Here is a 15,422-nt window from a genome sequence, read left to right as displayed (position 1 = left end):
GCGGGGTTTTTATTTGTGCCGGCTGTGCATGCGGAACGGCGTTTGCGTCAATGCCTGTACGCAATCAGGAGGTCATCATGAGTGGAAGCACATTGGATCCGGACGAAGAAGGTGGTGTGGAAGTTGGCAAGGGGCACGGAACTGGCGCATTAGGACCGAGCGATTCATCGGATAGCGGATCGGACGTGCAGGGCGAGAAGCGTTATCCCGGCGATATCGAAGACGAACTCGATCAGCACGCGCTCGGCCAGTCCGCCGCGGAGCTGAACAGCGATACAGACCGCAACGGAACTGGCGAGACGGCATCCGCGGATGGAGATAACAATCTCGAACTCGATTCGGACATCCTGCCCGATGAGGTGGAAGACGAAACCCGCGCAATCGACGATGAAACCGCCGACCCGGCAAACGATGAGGAAGAAGAGCCCTAACATTCATTGTGGTTGGACAAAGACGGCGCGCCCCCGAAGGCGCGCCGTTTTGCTTTGCGCTGACTCGCTTGCGCCAACCAACTCCCGATTCCGCGCTACCATCGCGAAAAAAGAACATCTGCGGGAGCGCATCTCTTGAACACGGCAACAACCAAGCCGAAAGCGCGAAGGCTGAAACTCTTCTGGTCATGGATCCAGGAGCCGATCGTCCAATGGTCGCAGGATCACTGTGTGATGTTCTCGGCTTCCATCGCGTTCTTCGCGGCATTTTCGCTCGCGCCGACGCTGGTGATCATCATCGCGGTCGCGAGTATTTTCTTCGGCGCCGATGCCGTGCAGGGGCGCCTGTTCGGCGAGATAGCGGGCGTCGTAGGCGCGGATGCGGCGCACGGCCTGGAAGCGATCGTCGCAAACGCCTGGCACGCCGATATCGCCGCACGCACCGCGATTCTTTCAGGCGTTGGCGTTCTCGTCGGGGCGTCGGCGACATTTTCATCGCTGCATACGGCGCTCAACGTAATCTGGCCCGCGCCCGTTTCAAGCACGCGCGACAGCATCCTCGCCATCCTGCGCGTGCGGGCGATTTCGTTTGCGTTCGTGGTCGGCGCGGGCTTGCTGATCGTGGCGTTGCTCGTACTCGATGCCTTTGTCGTCCTTGTCGGCCAGTGGGTACTCGGCACGAGCGGACCTTCGTTCCTGATTGCAGCTTTGGCGCAACGCGCGATATCGCTGTTCATGATGATGCTGGCCTTCGCGGTGCTGCTGAAGTTCCTGCCGAGTTCGCGCATGAAATGGCGTGACGCTGCGCTGGGTGCATCGGCGGCGGCGTTGCTCTTCGAATGCGGCAAGCGGTTGTTCGCGTTATACCTGCAGCACGCGGGCATGACCAACACGTTCGGCGCGGCCGGTTCTCTCGCGATCATCCTGATGTGGTTGTATTACTCGGCGGCGGTATTCCTGCTTGGCGCGGAAGTATCGGCAACGGCGGGGCGCAGGCGCCGGCAACACCTCTCCGGCTGGCGATAAAAAAAGCGCCCCTGGAGTCATCCGAGGGCGCTTCTTCAATTCAAGCAGGCCTGCTTCAAGCGCGACGCAACTCGGCCGGCGGCACTTTCATCAAGTGACGATATTTCGCCACCGTGCGGCGCGCGACGATCACGCCCTGATCAGCGAGCATCTTGGCCAGGCTGACATCGGAAAGGGGTTCGCTGCTGCTTTCCTTCGCGATCATTTCCTTGAGCAGTGCGCGCACTGCGGCGGCGGAACACGTACCGCCGCTTTCCGTGCTGAGCTCGCGCGGGAAGAAATGCTTGAACTCGAAAATGCCGCGCGGCGTCGACATATATTTGTTACCCGTCGCGCGCGAAATGGTCGACTCGTGGAGTTCGAGTTCGTCGGCGACATCGCGCAGAACCAGCGGCTTGAGCGCGATTTCACCGTAGTCGAAGAACGCCTTCTGATGCGAGACGATGCATTCCGCCACACGCTGAATGGTCGTGAACCGTTGCTGGGCATTGCGAATCAGCCAACGTGCTTCCTGCAGTTGCTGGGCAAGCGGTGAACGGCTTGCGCCCGCCGATTGCGCAAACAGTTCCGCATACATGCGATGGATCCGCGCGCGTGGGAGAACTGCCGGGTTGATCGTCACGACCCAGTTTTTCTTGACCTGGCGCACGATCACATCGGGTACGACGTAGTTGTCTTCCGCTGCGCCATAATTCGAACCGGGCTTCGGGTCGAGCTTGCGCACAAGCGCACAGGCCACGCGCAGTTCATCCGCGCTGCAGCCAATTTTCTTTTGCAGCTCTGCCTGTTCACGGCGTGCGAGCCTTTCCAGATGGTGCATGACGATCTCGATCGCCACCGCGCGTCCCGGCGTTTCCGGCTCGAGCGCGTCGAGCTGCAAACGCAGGCATTCAGACAGTGTGCGTGCGCCGACGCCGGGTTTGTCGAGCGATTGCACGAGCTTCAGCGCAATGTTCAATTCGTCTTCCGACAACGCCGGCTCGATATCGACCAGTTCCGATAATTCCTGCAGGTCCTGGCGCAGGTAACCGTCGTCATCGAGTGCTTCGATGATGAGTTGCGCTACGGCACGGTCACGGTCGTTGATCGGATAAAGGCGAAGCGTATCGTGAAGCGTTTCATGCAAGGACGGTTCGATACGAACCCAATCCGCAGGGTCGGAGCCATCACCGTCGCCGTTGTTTCTCGTCGACGTACGGCCGAACGGATCGGACGAGAACTCGCTCATGGAGTCCTCGTGCGACTGCGAATCGTTGTCCGAACCGTCGTTGCTGCTCTCGGCGGTCATCGGTGTATCGACGGGCGCGGTGGCTTCACCGAGCGTCGGCGCGTCGCTAAGCGAGCTGCCATTGTCAGTGGAAAGTGCGTTGTCTTCTGCCTGCGTCTCGTCGTACTCGAGGAAGGGGTTGGTATCGAGCGCGTTGCGCAATTCCTGCTGGAACTCGAGCGACGAAAGCTGCAGCAGACGAACCGATTGCTGAAGGCGCGGCGTGAGCGCGAGACTTTGCTTGGTACGTAGTTCGAGGGAAGGCGGCATTGCGTGTTGTTCCTATGTTAGGTCTTTCGTGCGTCCCTTAAAAGCAACACTCGTGCCAAGCGAGTCACCATCTGCACGCAGCGTATGTGAGTGCACGATTTAATAGACTTTTCTCTTCGCGACTTTTGGCGCCGCAACCTGGTTCGCGTTCTTATTCGCGCACTTTTTACACGTGCATCGGCAAAGCGCGGCGGTCCTGAAGATTGGGAATGCGCGGCTTTTCAACTTCAAACATCACATGTTTAGACCACGTGGCACGCTTTGTCACATAAGGTTTCCACAGCTTTGCCAAGGTCGAATTTGCCGACCGTCGGCAGCGTCCCGGCACACTACTTGCGATAGCTGCCTTGCTACCGGAAATGCTTTTGGCACGCCCGGTATGAACGAGCAGGTTAGTGCAGCAAGAAGCTGCGGCCGTGCGAGGCGGCCTGCGATCAATCAGGACAGCGGACTCCGCGGTCCTCTTAATTCGATAAGAAGGAGAATTTCTATGAAGTCGACCCAATTCCTGAAGGCAGCCGGTGGTATCGCTTGTGTCGTGTTTGCGCTGAACGTCAATGCACAAACCGCTACGCATGCAACAGGTGCTTCCACGTCGATCGGCACCAAGGTCGATGACTCTGCAATCACGACGAAGGTCAAGGCCGAGTTGCTGGGCGCGAAGAACGTCAAGTCCACGCATATCCATGTGAAGACGCGTGCCGGCGTTGTATCGCTGACGGGCACGGTGCCGACCGCCGATGACAAGAGCGGCGCTGAAGAAGTGGTAGCGAAGGTAGATGGCGTTGACTCGGTCAAGAATCACTTGAAGGTTGTTCAATAAGATTGACCAATCGATGCGGATGGGCTGAGAGCCGTCCGCATCTTTTCTTGCTTTATCGAAAAATGCAGGCGCTGGGCACAATTGATCAGAAGTACGAAGAAGTCAATCAAACGTCCGGGCGCTCGGCTTTCACGAGACGTCCGGCTTACAAGGAATTGGAGATGAACATGAAGAACACCCAAAAATTTGCCTTGCTCGGCGCGCTTGCGCTGGCTTTTGCCGGACCCGCGATGGCTCAGTCAGGCGGTGGTGCAGCAGGCGGTGGTGGCGGGAATTCGGGCGGCCCGAATTCAGCGACGGGCGACCCGGAAATGTCGGCGTCGGCTCCAATGGCCATGCACAAGAAGGGATCGGGCGGCACGACGCTGCATCAAATGGACAAGAAGTCCCGGCTGCATGGCGCGTCGGCGGCAGCTGCAGCATCGGCTTTGGGCACGAACGACAAAGGCGCGCCGCACTAACGTCATTCGCGGTGTACCTCGCAGCACACTTAAAGCCGGGTTAAAAGTCGAACCCGGCTTTTTCTATGCGCGGGCGAGTTCTTCGCCGGTCCGGGCGCGATCGATATCCGGACTGCGGTACGCCGACTCGGGAATATCCGCGAGCCGCGATCCATGCACTTGTCCCGCTGCCAGGCCGTAGAACCTCTGGAAACTCATGATCAACGGGTTCCATTTGTCTGGATCGATACGGTTGGGGTTTCCATCCATCAGCAGGTCCGGACGCACGTGCACACGCAACACTCGCAACTCGAAGATATCGATGGCGCCGCGCAGTCGCGCATTGTCCTTTTGATTGTTCTGCATTGTTAAGCGAGAACACAGTGTCATGCGTGCGTCCTGCGGACGCTCCGGATCTTGCGCTGCCATTCCCCGATCCCGCCAAGTCACAAAAAAAGCCGCCGCGCCCTGAAGCGCGGCGGCTTTCGCCATGCATTACTATGTAGCTGATTTACGACTTCGCAGCCGCAGCGTACTGGTTGCGCAGATCGCGAATACGATCGTGATTCTGGATCACGCCCTGATACTGACGCTCGACAACCGCGCGGACATCAGCGGGAAGTTCCTTGTCCAGCGCCTCGCGATAATTCTTCTTCGCGACATCTTCGCCGCGTTCGCATTCTTCCAGGATCGCGTGGTCCGTGCGATGGCTCACTGCCGCCTTTACGTCCACCCAGCCGCGGTGCAATGCGCCGCCAACGGTGCCGCCTGTCTCCGGCTTGCCGCCAAGACCCTGAACTACACCTTGCAGTTCGCTCGCGCCGCGTGCGCAGTCGTCTGCGCGGCCTGCAAACAGTTGCTTGAGCGATGCATCCTTTGTATCTTCTGCAGCCTTCCTGAAGCCCTTTTCGCCGTCCTTCGACGTTTCAATCAGATCGTTGAGTACCGAGACGATGTTCGTGCTCATAAGAACCTCCTGTGAGTTATCGAAGATGGCCCGCGGCCGGGTTATCGCAAGAGAAGTCCTGCGAAATTCCCTTCGGACCGTGGTCTTTCTACAGTCGCAACGGGCGTGCCTGACTAAGCACGCGGTTCTGCAAATTCCTGCACGGGTTCCGGCGGTATCACCGGATCAAAATCCGCCCAGCGTCCGTTCCTCCATTGTCCCGAGGCGCGTTCTACTTCCATGCCGCCGGCATCGCGCAGAATTGTCGCGGCTTCGGTCTGCTGTTCCGGCGAGCAATGTACAGCTACAAGCACACCGGACTGGCGCGCATCGATTGCATTGGCCGAGCCATGGTTGTCGGAACTGGTTTCGTCTTGCGGCGCGCGTTTTCCCGACTTCGAATGCGACATCGCGCCTGCCAGAGATCCAACATAAGCACCTACACCCGCTGCAACCGCCGCGGCCAGCCACGGCGCCTTGAAAACCAGAAAAATAGCTGCGCCGATAATTGCGCCGAGCACCGCTCCGATCGTGACGCCTTTACCCGCGCCTTTCGACGAGTCTTTTGCGCCGGCGTTCGCATTGTGGTCTCCGCCGGTATTCAGGCGCGAGTGCTGGCCGCTCGGAGAGACGTAAAAGAGCGTGACGTCTTCCTCTACAAAACCGCGTGCAAAAAGACGTTGTGCCGCTTCTTCGGCTTTTGGAAACGTCTGAAACCGTCCAGCGATGATCAAGGACATAGGGACCTCCAGAGAACGTTGAATCAGATCAAATCGGACCAGCGCATATACGCGCGATGCACACCTTCAGTCGGGTTCCATGCCCGCGACGCGAAACAGGCCACTGCGCAGTACGACGCTGTCACCACCATTGCGATCGAGTGCTTCAGCGCACACCGAGCGAATCCGTGCGCGGCCCTGCTCGAACGCGTTCAAGAGGTCTTCTTCTCGTGCAGACGCCGCGCCGAAATGATCTTCGAGTGCCTCGGCCGAAATGGAGCAAACCACGGGATCGGAATCGACGAGCGCCGTGAAATGCAGCGCGAAATCGTCGCCGTCGTAGACGGGGGAACTGTCGGCAAACTGGATATGCATGGTCGAATCCTCATAGGCCGGCCGGGGAAGCTGATCGCGCGTAGTCTGCGTGACCATCGTGCCCGGAGAGGCGGTCATGATGCGATGCCTTTCGCCTTGGCCAGTTGCTGCGCCATGGCGTAATGATGTTTGATGATCGGCAGCGCTCTGGCTGCGGTGTTCTTGAGCAACGCGTCGTTGCCCTTCATGCTTTCCGTGCTGAAGACAGTGATCGCCTTCTGATGGCCGGCTAGTGCAACTTGCAGGATGTAGGCTTTATCGAAAGCGTCGCCGTGCAGCGTTTCAAGGCTTCCCGTTACCGATGCATCCGCGCTCGGCGCCGCCGTAATTCCACGCTGCTTGGCAGCGACATCGAGGTTGCGCGCGAGCCGCGTGTGATCTGCGAGCATTCGCTGAGCAAAGCTCTTGACGTGTGCATCGGACGAATTCGATAACGCCAGTTTGCTTGCGGCAATCTCAGTCGCGCCAGCAGTCCCCGCGTCCTGCACAAACTGCTGGTCGATAGTCGATAACGTGTCGTGCGCCGAACTCGCCGATGCGGCCGCCTGACTATCTGAACCGCGACGCGCGGGCGCCACTGCGTTCCCGTTTTGGGCGTACGCGGCCGAGGGCGCGTACAGCGCGCTCAGCGCGAGCCCAATGGCAAATCCGGATCGTGCGAATCTTGTCATTCGAATCTCCATAACCCCCTTCGCGCAATCAGAAGCCGGTCCCCATGAGAGGACTGGCGTTCATGAACGCAGCAAAGGGTGTGCCCAGAGATTTGAAGGGAAAGGGCGGTACTTAGGCCGCTGCGGCCGTCTTGCTGCGCGAGATGCGCAACAAACTGACGAGTGCCGCCGCTGCCGCAAAACAGGCCGCGACAACCAGCGTGATGGTCGCGCCGTGCTGCGGTGCAATACCAAAGATGAGTGCAACGAGCGCCGCGCCCAGCGTCTGGCCTGAGAGCCGCGCAGTGCCGAGCATGCCGCTTGCGCCGCCGCTGCGGTTGCGCGGCGCGGACGACAACATTTGCCGGTTGTTGGGCGACTGGAACAGGCCAAAGCCAAGACCGCAAAGCGCCATGCGCCACGCGATATCGAACGGCGCTGGATGCGCGCCCGTGGTTGCGAGCAACAGCAACCCGGCGCTCAGGAGCGCAAGGCCGATACCGCCCAGCACGCCGGCCGAATACCGGTCCGAAAGCATGCCCGCGACCGGCGCGATGAACACGATCACCATAGGCCACGGTGTCATCAGGAAGCCGGTCTCGACTTGCGTCATGCCGAGCGTGTTCTGCAACAGGAAGGGCAGCGAAACGAACGTCAGCATTTGCGCAGTGAACGAGCAAAACGACGTCGCAATCGACAACGCGAAAACGGGAATCCGCAGCAGATCAACGGGCAAAAGCGGCGCCGTCTGCGTCAGTTGCCGGCGCACGAAGAAGTAGCCGATCACGCCCGCCACCAGGAACTCCGCAATCACATACGGACGATGTTCGCCGTGGCCGAGTCCATCGACCGCGGTAATCGCGAGGCCGAACACCGCGGCGTTCATCAATGCGCTGATGTAGTCGTACGGCCGGCGATGCCCCGGCGTGCGCGGCAGCGCTTTCCAGCCGACAGCGAGCGCCGCGACGCCAATCGGCACGTTGATCGCGAACAGCCACGGCCATGGCGCAATGGCGAGCACGCCGGACGCAACCGTCGGTCCGATCACCGCCGATACCGCCACCACCGACGCGTTGATGCTGACCCCGCGGCCCAGATGCTCGGGCGGGTAGATCATGCGCACCAGCGCCGTGTTGACGCTCATGATGCCCGCTGCGCCGAAGCCCTGAATCACGCGCGCGACCGCCAGCGACGTCAGCGACCCTGACAGTGCGCATCCAAACGATGCCAGCGTGAACAGCGCCAGACCGCCCATGTACACGCGCCGGTAGCCGATCCGGTCGCCAAGCGACGCCAGTGGCAACAATGAAACGGTGATCGCGAGCTGATACGCGTTGACGACCCAGATGGAGTCGGCGGGACTCGCATTGAGATTGCGTGCGATGGTGGGAAGCGCGACGTTCGCTATTGCGCCGTCGAGCACTGCGAGCGTAATGCCGAGCGCGACGACCAGGATGGCCCAATAACGCTGGGGATACGGAAGGCCTTGTTCAGCGTCCATCGATTTGGAAGAAGAGGGGAGCCGCGAAGTTTAAGGCTCGCGCCTTTCAAGCGGGTTACTTTATTGCGGCGGCCACGAGCGGCCGCCGGTCAGGCAGACCTATTTCAATTCGTAAAGCCCGGTATAGGTCGCCGAATCGATCTCGTTCAAATGCGTCATGAAACGCGCGACGGCGTTGGTCGTGGAGGTATCGACGGGCAGGTGGGCGGCTTTCAGCGCATGAATCCGGAAGATGTACCTGTGCGCCTTGTCGCCACGCGGCGGCGCCGTGCCGCCAAAACCCACCGTGCCGTAATCATTGCGCAGTTGCAGCGCGCCGGCCGGCAACAGGCTGCCGTCGGCCTTGCCGGCGTTTTGCGGCAGCGAGTGCGTGCCGGACGGAATGTTCACCACGACCCAATGCCAGAAACCGCTGCCTGTAGGCGCGTCGGGGTCGTAGATGGTCAGCGCGAGGCTCTCGGCTTCGGGCGGCACGCCCTCCCACTGTAGCGCGGGCGAGATGTTCTCGCCATCCACGCCGAATGCCTCCTGATCGAACTCGTGCGTCTTCGATAAATATCCGTTGGCCGCGAACTCATCGGACCAGATACGAAAATCAGCCATGGGACATCGCCTCCTGTGACGGTTGTGTATTCATCGCCGCGCGCAGCAAACATGCCCGGTGTGCGTGAAAGATGAACAAGGCCGCTCAACTGCGCCCCGGACTTTTGGCATTCAGCATATTTTTGAGACGCGTGCGCATAAAATGATGCAAATCGGAAAATTTCAAGCACGTTTTTGGGAAGGATGAACATGCCGAACAACCTGGGACGCGCGTTGCACAGCGTGAGCGCAGCGCCAAGCCAGCCCGCGGACGACGCCGATATGTTCGAACTCGCGCCCGTCTCGCTGTGGCTCGAGGATTTCAGCGCGGTGCGCGAAGTGTTCGAGGGTTGGCGCGCAGACGGGATTGCCGACTTGCGTGCTTTCCTGCGTGCCGATACCGCGCGGATCGCCGATTGCTCGTCGCGCATCCGCGTGATCAAGGTCAACCAGCGCACGCTGACGCTCTTCGGCGCGAAGGACCTGGACCACCTCGTCGTCAATCTCGGCGCGGTTTTCCGCGATGACATGCTGCTCACCCACGCCGACGAACTCGAGCAACTCTGGTCCGGCAAGACGCAATTCGTGAGCAAGACCGTGAATTACGCGCTTGACGGAAAGCGCCTCGACGTATTGCTCAAGGCAGTCATCCTTCCTGGCCACGAAGCGACGTGGGACCGCGTGCTCGTGACGGTGGAGGACATTACCGAGCTGGAAAACGTGCGCCGCAAGAACGCGCTCAGCGAACTCTACGCGCGCGGCCTGTTCGAGCATTCACCGGTCTCGCTCTGGGTGGAAAACTTCAGCACGGTCAAGTCGCTGCTCGACGATATCCGCGAACGGGGCATCGTCGACTTTCGCACCTTCACGAACGTGCATCCGGAATTCATCGAGCGATGCATGCAGGAAATCCATGTGCTCGACGTAAACCAGCACACGCTCACCATGTTCGGCGCGTCCGATAAAGCCGCGCTGCTGAGCCGCCTCGGCGATGTTTTCCGTGACGAAATGGTCGGCCATTTCCAGGAGCAGCTCATCGATTTGTGGGAAAACCGCCTGTTTCACCAGCGCGAAGTCATCAACTATTCCCTCGAAGGCCATCAGCTGAACGTGCATTTGCAGTTCTCGGTGTTCCCCGGACACGAAGCGGATTGGGATCTCGTGCTGGTCGCGCTCACGGACATCACGGCGCGCAAGAAAGCCGAGGCCTACCTCGAATTCCTCGGCAAGCACGACGCGCTGACGAAGCTGAAAAACCGCTCGTTTTATATCGATGAAATGAACCGGCTCGAGCGCAAGGGCCCGTTCCCGGTCACGGCCGTCGCGGTCGATGTCAATGGTCTCAAGGCCGTCAACGATCAGCTCGGCCACGCCGCCGGCGACGCGTTGCTGCGGCGCGCAGGCGAAGTGCTGGGCAAGGCGGTGGAGAAGCCGAGCCACGCCGCGCGCATTGGCGGCGACGAGTTCGTGCTGCTGTTGCCGGGTGTCGATGAACGCGGCGGCGCGGCCGTGATCGACAGCATCCGGCAACTGGTCGACGTCAATAACCAGTTCTATTCAGGTCTGCCGCTGAGTTTCGCGATGGGCGCCGCCACCGCACAGGACGGCGAGCGGCTCGAAGCCATGATGCAACGCGCCGACGCCGCCATGTACCTTGAAAAGCGCGCGCATTACGGCACGCCCGACCAGGCATAGGCTTGCGTTGTGGCTACTGGCCGGCTGTCGATTCATCGATACCGCGCGCAAGCGCCGGGCACGCCTCGCCGATCTTCTGCGCGTACTCTTGCGGGTTGCTCGTCTTGAGCGCCGCGAAACGATCGACAGTCGATTGCGCTTCCTTGTAACCAAGATTCCACTCGCCGTCGAAGTCGGGCGCGTCGGTAAAGTTCTTGCGCGCGACCGCTTTGAAACGCGCGATTTTCGATGCTTCGATATGGCAGATGTCCGCCGCGCCGCGCGCAATGTTCGCGCTCGTGCGCACGCCCTCGGCCGCGACGCTTTGCGGCGATGGCTGCTGCACCGCCGGATGGCCCGGTGGCAGCGCTTGCGCGGTCGAGGGCTGCGCGGGCTGCTTTTGTGCATGCGCGGCAAACGGAAAAGCGCAGGCGAAGACGCATGCAATTAGCGCGTTTTTAACGCGCGGCGCGGCGTGTCGAAGAATCATGCGAATCCTTGTATTGGGGCCAAGTCGGGGCCTGCGGGCGGGTGGAGAAGTATAGCCAAAGACCCTGCTGCAAGCTTCATCAACGCGTGTGCATGACGCAATGCGAGGCTGGACATTGTGCGAAAAGCCCTTGAAAAACCCATGCTAAACTTATTTTCATCTCAGGCGCTCTGCACACAATTAGCCGATGAAAAAAGCAAGCAAAGTTACAGCGCCGGTTCGTTCGAGTCTTCGTTCAGGCCCTCGAAAAAATGGTTCGGTATCCGTATCGGTTCAGGAGAAACACGATGCGAAACGAAAATACGATCCAGAACAAACGAAAAGCAACATCATCGAGATCGCAACCGCCGAGTTCGCAGCAATGGGTTTGAGCGGTGCGCGGGTCGATGCCATTGCAGAGCGCACCAGCACCACAAAGCGCATGTTGTATTACTACTTCGGCAGCAAGGAAGGGCTGTACGAAGCGGTAATCGAGGAGGCGTACAAGGAGATCCGCGCGCTCGAACAAGCGTTGCGCCTCGAAACCATGGAGCCGCGCGAAGGTCTGCGCCGGCTGGTCGAATTCACCTTCGATTTCCACGATACACAACGCGACTTCGTCCAGCTGATCGCCGGCGAGAACATCAGCGGCGGCAAGCACGCAGAGCATTTGAAAGCCTTCAAGGCGCGCAATTCGAGCGCGATGAAGACAATCAGGAACCTCATCGAACGCGGCGTCGCGGCCAAGGTGTTTCGCGAGGACATCGATCCCTTCGATCTGCATCTGATGATCAGTTCGCTGTGCTTTTTCAGGGTTTCCAACCGGCATGCTTTCGCCATGGCGTTCGGACGTGATCCGGCTGGCCCAAGGTCACGAGCGCGCCATCGGGCGATGATCGTCGACGCAGTATTGCGGTTCGTGGCGCGCTGAAACGCGTATCTTCGATTACCCGTTTTTGAGCGCGTGACCTATGCTTGAGTCATGGCTGTCGACCGGAACGGAGGGCGCCATGGACGGCTTTGAACATATTTTTGTTGGCCTGGCATTGCTGGCCGCATTGGCGATCGGTCTGCTCGCGCACGACTGGCGCGACGATTTTCGCGAACGCATGATGGGCCGCTCGGTCCACGATTCGCTGCACGACTGGTGGATGCGGCATCGGCATTGAACGCGGTGTCAGCCGCCGGTATCCGGCGTCACTTCGGACGCATCCTGCATCGTCCGATGCGATGCCTCATACGCATCGATCTGCAAATACAGCCTGTGGACTATCTGAATTTGCGTATGCGACAAATGTGATGCCCGCGCGACCAGCGCGAGGCGTTCCCGCCAGTAGGCCGGGGGAAGAATTGGGCTCAGCGCGTCGTCGATGAGCGAACGCCGCAGCACCAGTTCGAGATGCGACAACTCCTGGTCCGCCAGCATTGCGGAAAATGCGCCCTGAGGCTTGATGTCTGTCATAAGGTTCATCAGTGCTCAACGGCTGCAATTCTTCAAACTTTAGGTATTTGCGGGTTAGTGCAAACCCTTGGGCGCGGCGTCCCCGATTCCTTACTGGATGGGCCGCGCGATCGCCCGGTCCAGATCCGCACGCGCCCGGTTCACCTTGCGTTGCCACGCGTTGATATTGAGCTGGTCCGTGCCTTTCTTCTGCGCCCGCGCGAGTTCGCCTTCCCACGCGCGCAGCGTGTTTCTTGCCTGGGCGATGGCGTCGTTGTGGCGTTTGAGCGCGCCGGACCTGCGTTGCTCGATGGCCTCTGGCGTGCATTCGGCGTTGGTTTTATCGAGCGCCGATTGCAGCGAATCGAGTTGCGCCGTGTCGTCCCGGTTGAGCGCAGTGGCCATCTGCCGCTCCAGGCTTTGACGATGGGCGTCGCATGCATCGGTTTCCGGCGAGGCGTGAGCAACCGACAAACACATGCTGAGCGCGACGGCGACGAACAATTTCATGGCGGAATCCGTGACTGACTAGATTGAGCGTGGGGCCTGCGGTGTGTCCCGCCCTTATCCTGAGCAGGCGAGGTCGGCGTATTTTAGCCAGATGTGGATTGAGCGCGGAATGAGTTTTGCGCGGTTTGCACTGACTGATTACTTTTTTACGAGGAATATGCTCATGCGTTTCGATTACGAAGGCTTTCACGTCGACTGCCGGTCGCGGCACGATCAGGACGGCCTCTACTACGCGCAGGCGCATATCACGAGAGCCGCCGTCAAAGGCAACGCACACCCGGAGCGGCACGAGTCCGGCGACATCGACGCATTCGATAACGACGGCGACGCCATTGCGTGCGCCCGGGCGTGGGCCATCGACTGGTGTAGCGAACATGCAACCTGACGCGGCCCGGCCACATGGGACCCGCGTGCTAGGATCGCGGCCTGCCAACGGGAGAAGCCATGCACTATTTGCACAATGAACATGCCATTGACGTGTTCGTCGAAAAGCGTGGGGACCGCTGGGACTGGTCTGTTCAGGCAGGCGCGTTGCCGCTCAAGAAGAACACGGGCGAGATGGCGCCGACCAGCAATGTCGCGGAAAATGAAGCGCTGATGTGGGCGAAGCGCGAGCTGGATAGAAGGTTTCCGGTCGAGCGCGAATAGGACCAGCTTAAAGTTCGGGTAGAGCGCGCCGTTAGCATGGGCATGGAACCTTCAAACCGCACCTCCGATGCCTCCCGCGATCTCATCCGGGCAGCAGGCGAAACCCTCGAACTGATGTGCCGCTTGCGCGGCATTTCACTCGAAGCGCTCACCGACGACGAACTCGGCGAGTTTTTCCTCAACGCAATGGCGGTCGAGGCCTGAAGGCATCGTCCAGTCAGCCGGCAAAATTTCCTGCAGTTTTCTCAAGTTGTGTCCGGCGCGGCCGTTATCCGGGTCATGGACATGACCAATCCCACCGCGACCGCGTTCCGCAATCTCGTGCTTGCCGCTGACGAGACCCTCCACCTGCTATGCCGCCTGCGCGGCATCACCATCGATGACTTGTCGGAAGACGCGCTGGAAGCGTTTTTCTTCGAAGCGCTCGATGACGAGTTCTGGGTGAATTCGCGGTAGGGCGCGGTGGGGTTTGGGAAGGTGGCTTGGCGCTTATGCCGAATCCAGTGCGGATACGTTGAAGAGGCGGCCGTCATCTGGTCCCCCTGGCAGGAATCGAACCTGCATCTAGCGCTTAGGAGGCACTTGTTCTATCCATTGAACTACAGGGAGATGGATATGAGCGATGGTGGGCGTACGTCACGGCTGACCGCCTCTTCCTAACAGAAGCGCCGACGCAGCGGGCAGAGTATAGCAAAGAGCGCTGGAACGAAGGGCCGCCGCCGCGTCGCCATGCTCCACACAAACCCGACCGTTCACGCGTCGTCGGCAGCCGCAAGAAGCAAATTGCGCGCATTCGGCCGATAACACCGCGCCACCCTAAAGTTTGTCTGTCAGATGCCGATATTCCCGGCCTGAGCCGTCGGATTCACGGCGCCTCGAAATCCTCTCCAACTCAATAAGGAAAAAAAGATGAGTATCGCCAGCGACGACGCCGTTCAGGGGTCCGGTGGACTGATGTCACTCGGTAAAGCATTTGGGTATTACGCGGGCGCTGTGGCAGCGTTGATTATTGGCGCAATCATAGCTAGCGTAAGCAAGGCGCCGATTGCGTACTTTATCGTTTATTTCGCCTGCGGAATCTTTTTGAACCGGACGGTCTTGCGTAATCTGATCACGTTTCATCCAGTCTATAACACGCTTCAAAACGTATTCTCGACCAAAGTTCGCGCAGTGATCTTCTGGCCGATTTATTACTTGGCGCTGATTGGTAAAATTGCTGTAGTTCGGGCGATCTGACAGGGCGCCCCCCACAAAGTGTCTCCGACTGCCCGCGCGGAGACACGCTTGCGTGTTGCCGGTTCGCGCTTGAAAACGCTCGATCGAGCCTAGAACGCTGACCGGTTGCCGCAGACATTTGAAGGTCCCGAATGGTAGCCGCCGCTTGCCACGCCTGTGAGCAACACCAGACCGGCGCGCAATGCATCGTCGGAGAACGAGCTGTCCTTCGGCCGGGCGAATGGCCGGATCGAGCGGTTCGTGCATTCGTTGCCAAACGTGCCATTCTGAAGCGGCGTTGCGCTGAGCCGGACATTGTCGGCGGCGGTATTGGCGTTTGCGTTTGATACCACGCAAGCAACACCACCGGCGCTCAGAAAAAACATAGCCATCAGGCGCGAAATTTTGTTCATTGATAAAACTCGATAATGTGTG

23 protein-coding genes, 1 tRNA gene and 1 pseudogene are annotated in these 15,422 nt (G+C 59.8%); 12 read left to right on the top strand and 13 right to left on the bottom strand.

Going from position 1 to position 15,422, the window contains the following annotated elements; translation table 11 throughout:
- Positions 1-77 precede the first annotated feature (77 nt).
- Positions 78-431, top strand: coding sequence for a chemotaxis protein (locus HB633_RS07565; RefSeq protein WP_255580801.1), 354 nt, complete (start codon positions 78-80; stop codon positions 429-431).
- 135 nt (positions 432-566) lie between these two features.
- Positions 567-1,457, top strand: coding sequence for a YihY/virulence factor BrkB family protein (locus tag HB633_RS07560; protein WP_255580800.1), 891 nt, complete (start codon positions 567-569; stop codon positions 1,455-1,457).
- Positions 1,458-1,512: 55 nt separating this feature from the next.
- On the opposite strand, the gene HB633_RS07555 is transcribed toward HB633_RS07560, so the two are convergent.
- A complete protein-coding gene (locus tag HB633_RS07555) occupies positions 1,513-2,994 on the bottom strand; it encodes an RNA polymerase factor sigma-54 (protein WP_213777487.1) in 1,482 nt (493 codons plus the stop codon).
- Positions 2,995-3,484: 490 nt separating this feature from the next.
- On the opposite strand from HB633_RS07555, the gene HB633_RS07550 reads away from it, so the two are divergent.
- Positions 3,485-3,817: a BON domain-containing protein gene (locus HB633_RS07550; protein ID WP_061998928.1), complete on the top strand. Its 333-nt coding sequence runs from the start codon at positions 3,485-3,487 to the stop codon at positions 3,815-3,817.
- A 167-nt stretch (positions 3,818-3,984) separates the two neighbouring features.
- The gene (locus tag HB633_RS07545; RefSeq protein ID WP_213777486.1) at positions 3,985-4,278 is read left to right on the top strand and encodes a hypothetical protein; all 294 of its coding nucleotides are present in this window, start codon (positions 3,985-3,987) and stop codon (positions 4,276-4,278) included.
- Positions 4,279-4,341: 63 nt separating this feature from the next.
- Here the strand turns inward: HB633_RS07545 and HB633_RS07540 are convergent.
- The 7 genes and pseudogenes from HB633_RS07540 to HB633_RS07510 form a co-directional block, all read right to left on the bottom strand.
- Positions 4,342-4,593, bottom strand: a pseudogene (locus tag HB633_RS07540) (flavin reductase family protein); the annotation flags it as partial.
- Between the two features lie 175 nt (positions 4,594-4,768).
- On the bottom strand, positions 4,769-5,224 hold the full coding sequence (locus HB633_RS07535; protein ID WP_213777485.1) for a PA2169 family four-helix-bundle protein: 456 nt from the start codon (positions 5,222-5,224) through the stop codon (positions 4,769-4,771).
- Between the two features lie 113 nt (positions 5,225-5,337).
- Complete coding sequence (locus tag HB633_RS07530) at positions 5,338-5,943, bottom strand: hypothetical protein (RefSeq protein ID WP_213777484.1); 606 nt, start codon at positions 5,941-5,943, stop codon at positions 5,338-5,340.
- 66 nt (positions 5,944-6,009) lie between these two features.
- Positions 6,010-6,375, bottom strand: a complete 366-nt coding sequence (locus tag HB633_RS07525) for a DUF1488 domain-containing protein (protein WP_346730281.1) — start codon at positions 6,373-6,375, stop codon at positions 6,010-6,012.
- A complete protein-coding gene (locus HB633_RS07520; RefSeq protein ID WP_213777483.1) occupies positions 6,372-6,968 on the bottom strand; it encodes a DUF4142 domain-containing protein in 597 nt (198 codons plus the stop codon). Before HB633_RS07520 ends, HB633_RS07525 begins: the two co-directional genes overlap by 4 nt.
- A 112-nt stretch (positions 6,969-7,080) precedes the next feature.
- A complete protein-coding gene (locus HB633_RS07515; RefSeq protein WP_213777482.1) occupies positions 7,081-8,448 on the bottom strand; it encodes an MFS transporter in 1,368 nt (455 codons plus the stop codon).
- Positions 8,449-8,547: 99 nt separating this feature from the next.
- A complete protein-coding gene (locus HB633_RS07510) occupies positions 8,548-9,051 on the bottom strand; it encodes a YbhB/YbcL family Raf kinase inhibitor-like protein (protein ID WP_213777481.1) in 504 nt (167 codons plus the stop codon).
- Between the two features lie 189 nt (positions 9,052-9,240).
- Here HB633_RS07510 and HB633_RS07505 point away from each other — a divergent pair, with 189 nt between their 5' ends.
- A complete protein-coding gene (locus tag HB633_RS07505) occupies positions 9,241-10,725 on the top strand; it encodes a sensor domain-containing diguanylate cyclase (protein ID WP_255580799.1) in 1,485 nt (494 codons plus the stop codon).
- A 13-nt stretch (positions 10,726-10,738) separates the two neighbouring features.
- Here HB633_RS07505 and HB633_RS07500 read toward each other — a convergent pair whose 3' ends face one another.
- A complete protein-coding gene (locus tag HB633_RS07500) occupies positions 10,739-11,194 on the bottom strand; it encodes a hypothetical protein (RefSeq protein ID WP_255580798.1) in 456 nt (151 codons plus the stop codon).
- Between the two features lie 187 nt (positions 11,195-11,381).
- On the opposite strand from HB633_RS07500, the gene HB633_RS07495 reads away from it, so the two are divergent.
- Both HB633_RS07495 and HB633_RS07490 read left to right on the top strand, forming a co-directional pair.
- Positions 11,382-12,104, top strand: a complete 723-nt coding sequence (locus tag HB633_RS07495; RefSeq protein ID WP_213777479.1) for a TetR family transcriptional regulator — start codon at positions 11,382-11,384, stop codon at positions 12,102-12,104.
- 79 nt (positions 12,105-12,183) lie between these two features.
- Positions 12,184-12,342, top strand: coding sequence for a hypothetical protein (locus HB633_RS07490; protein WP_213777478.1), 159 nt, complete (start codon positions 12,184-12,186; stop codon positions 12,340-12,342).
- Positions 12,343-12,350: 8 nt separating this feature from the next.
- Here HB633_RS07490 and HB633_RS07485 read toward each other — a convergent pair whose 3' ends face one another.
- Both HB633_RS07485 and HB633_RS07480 read right to left on the bottom strand, forming a co-directional pair.
- Entirely contained in the window at positions 12,351-12,644 is a 294-nt protein-coding gene (locus HB633_RS07485) for a hypothetical protein (protein ID WP_213777477.1), read from the bottom strand.
- A gap of 81 nt (positions 12,645-12,725) precedes the next feature.
- On the bottom strand, positions 12,726-13,124 hold the full coding sequence (locus tag HB633_RS07480; RefSeq protein ID WP_213777476.1) for a DUF1090 family protein: 399 nt from the start codon (positions 13,122-13,124) through the stop codon (positions 12,726-12,728).
- A gap of 163 nt (positions 13,125-13,287) precedes the next feature.
- Between HB633_RS07480 and HB633_RS07475 the strand changes: the two genes are divergently transcribed.
- From HB633_RS07475 to HB633_RS07460, 4 genes are all read left to right on the top strand, one after another.
- Positions 13,288-13,509 carry a hypothetical protein gene (locus HB633_RS07475; protein ID WP_213777475.1) on the top strand — a complete coding sequence of 74 codons (222 nt, stop codon included), beginning with the start codon at positions 13,288-13,290 and terminating at the stop codon, positions 13,507-13,509.
- A gap of 59 nt (positions 13,510-13,568) precedes the next feature.
- On the top strand, positions 13,569-13,772 hold the full coding sequence (locus HB633_RS07470; RefSeq protein WP_213777474.1) for a hypothetical protein: 204 nt from the start codon (positions 13,569-13,571) through the stop codon (positions 13,770-13,772).
- A 42-nt stretch (positions 13,773-13,814) separates the two neighbouring features.
- On the top strand, positions 13,815-13,976 hold the full coding sequence (locus HB633_RS07465) for a hypothetical protein (protein ID WP_213777473.1): 162 nt from the start codon (positions 13,815-13,817) through the stop codon (positions 13,974-13,976).
- Between the two features lie 81 nt (positions 13,977-14,057).
- Positions 14,058-14,228 carry a hypothetical protein gene (locus HB633_RS07460; protein WP_155524181.1) on the top strand — a complete coding sequence of 57 codons (171 nt, stop codon included), beginning with the start codon at positions 14,058-14,060 and terminating at the stop codon, positions 14,226-14,228.
- 78 nt (positions 14,229-14,306) lie between these two features.
- Here the strand turns inward: HB633_RS07460 and HB633_RS07455 are convergent.
- Positions 14,307-14,381, bottom strand: a tRNA-Arg gene (locus HB633_RS07455).
- 300 nt (positions 14,382-14,681) lie between these two features.
- On the opposite strand from HB633_RS07455, the gene HB633_RS07450 reads away from it, so the two are divergent.
- Positions 14,682-15,008, top strand: coding sequence for a hypothetical protein (locus HB633_RS07450; protein ID WP_213777472.1), 327 nt, complete (start codon positions 14,682-14,684; stop codon positions 15,006-15,008).
- 89 nt (positions 15,009-15,097) lie between these two features.
- Here HB633_RS07450 and HB633_RS07445 read toward each other — a convergent pair whose 3' ends face one another.
- Positions 15,098-15,400, bottom strand: coding sequence for a hypothetical protein (locus tag HB633_RS07445; protein ID WP_213777471.1), 303 nt, complete (start codon positions 15,398-15,400; stop codon positions 15,098-15,100).
- Between the last annotated feature and the right edge of the window lie 22 nt (positions 15,401-15,422).

It is taken from the genome of Caballeronia sp. dw_276 (assembly GCF_018449635.1).
Lineage (GTDB): Bacteria > Pseudomonadota > Gammaproteobacteria > Burkholderiales > Burkholderiaceae > Caballeronia.
Note: the sequence above shows the minus strand (reverse complement) of the source record. Positions and strands in the feature narration are given on the sequence as shown.

Excerpts from the sequence above, each read along its gene's own strand:
- HB633_RS07565 (WP_255580801.1), top strand. The coding sequence starts at position 78 with ATGAGTGGAAGCACATTGGATCCGGACGAAGAAGGTGGTGTGGAAGTT.
- HB633_RS07555 (WP_213777487.1), bottom strand. The coding sequence starts at position 2,994 with ATGCCGCCTTCCCTCGAACTACGTACCAAGCAAAGTCTCGCGCTCACG.
- HB633_RS07550 (WP_061998928.1), top strand. The coding sequence starts at position 3,485 with ATGAAGTCGACCCAATTCCTGAAGGCAGCCGGTGGTATCGCTTGTGTC.
- HB633_RS07545 (WP_213777486.1), top strand. The coding sequence starts at position 3,985 with ATGAAGAACACCCAAAAATTTGCCTTGCTCGGCGCGCTTGCGCTGGCT.
- HB633_RS07535 (WP_213777485.1), bottom strand. The coding sequence starts at position 5,224 with ATGAGCACGAACATCGTCTCGGTACTCAACGATCTGATTGAAACGTCG.
- HB633_RS07530 (WP_213777484.1), bottom strand. The coding sequence starts at position 5,943 with ATGTCCTTGATCATCGCTGGACGGTTTCAGACGTTTCCAAAAGCCGAA.
- HB633_RS07525 (WP_346730281.1), bottom strand. The coding sequence starts at position 6,375 with ATGACCGCCTCTCCGGGCACGATGGTCACGCAGACTACGCGCGATCAG.
- HB633_RS07520 (WP_213777483.1), bottom strand. The coding sequence starts at position 6,968 with ATGACAAGATTCGCACGATCCGGATTTGCCATTGGGCTCGCGCTGAGC.
- HB633_RS07515 (WP_213777482.1), bottom strand. The coding sequence starts at position 8,448 with ATGGACGCTGAACAAGGCCTTCCGTATCCCCAGCGTTATTGGGCCATC.
- HB633_RS07510 (WP_213777481.1), bottom strand. The coding sequence starts at position 9,051 with ATGGCTGATTTTCGTATCTGGTCCGATGAGTTCGCGGCCAACGGATAT.
- HB633_RS07505 (WP_255580799.1), top strand. The coding sequence starts at position 9,241 with ATGCCGAACAACCTGGGACGCGCGTTGCACAGCGTGAGCGCAGCGCCA.
- HB633_RS07500 (WP_255580798.1), bottom strand. The coding sequence starts at position 11,194 with ATGATTCTTCGACACGCCGCGCCGCGCGTTAAAAACGCGCTAATTGCA.
- HB633_RS07495 (WP_213777479.1), top strand. The coding sequence starts at position 11,382 with ATGAAAAAAGCAAGCAAAGTTACAGCGCCGGTTCGTTCGAGTCTTCGT.
- HB633_RS07490 (WP_213777478.1), top strand. The coding sequence starts at position 12,184 with ATGGACGGCTTTGAACATATTTTTGTTGGCCTGGCATTGCTGGCCGCA.
- HB633_RS07485 (WP_213777477.1), bottom strand. The coding sequence starts at position 12,644 with ATGAACCTTATGACAGACATCAAGCCTCAGGGCGCATTTTCCGCAATG.
- HB633_RS07480 (WP_213777476.1), bottom strand. The coding sequence starts at position 13,124 with ATGAAATTGTTCGTCGCCGTCGCGCTCAGCATGTGTTTGTCGGTTGCT.
- HB633_RS07475 (WP_213777475.1), top strand. The coding sequence starts at position 13,288 with ATGCGTTTCGATTACGAAGGCTTTCACGTCGACTGCCGGTCGCGGCAC.
- HB633_RS07470 (WP_213777474.1), top strand. The coding sequence starts at position 13,569 with ATGCACTATTTGCACAATGAACATGCCATTGACGTGTTCGTCGAAAAG.
- HB633_RS07465 (WP_213777473.1), top strand. The coding sequence starts at position 13,815 with ATGGAACCTTCAAACCGCACCTCCGATGCCTCCCGCGATCTCATCCGG.
- HB633_RS07460 (WP_155524181.1), top strand. The coding sequence starts at position 14,058 with ATGACCAATCCCACCGCGACCGCGTTCCGCAATCTCGTGCTTGCCGCT.
- HB633_RS07450 (WP_213777472.1), top strand. The coding sequence starts at position 14,682 with ATGAGTATCGCCAGCGACGACGCCGTTCAGGGGTCCGGTGGACTGATG.
- HB633_RS07445 (WP_213777471.1), bottom strand. The coding sequence starts at position 15,400 with ATGAACAAAATTTCGCGCCTGATGGCTATGTTTTTTCTGAGCGCCGGT.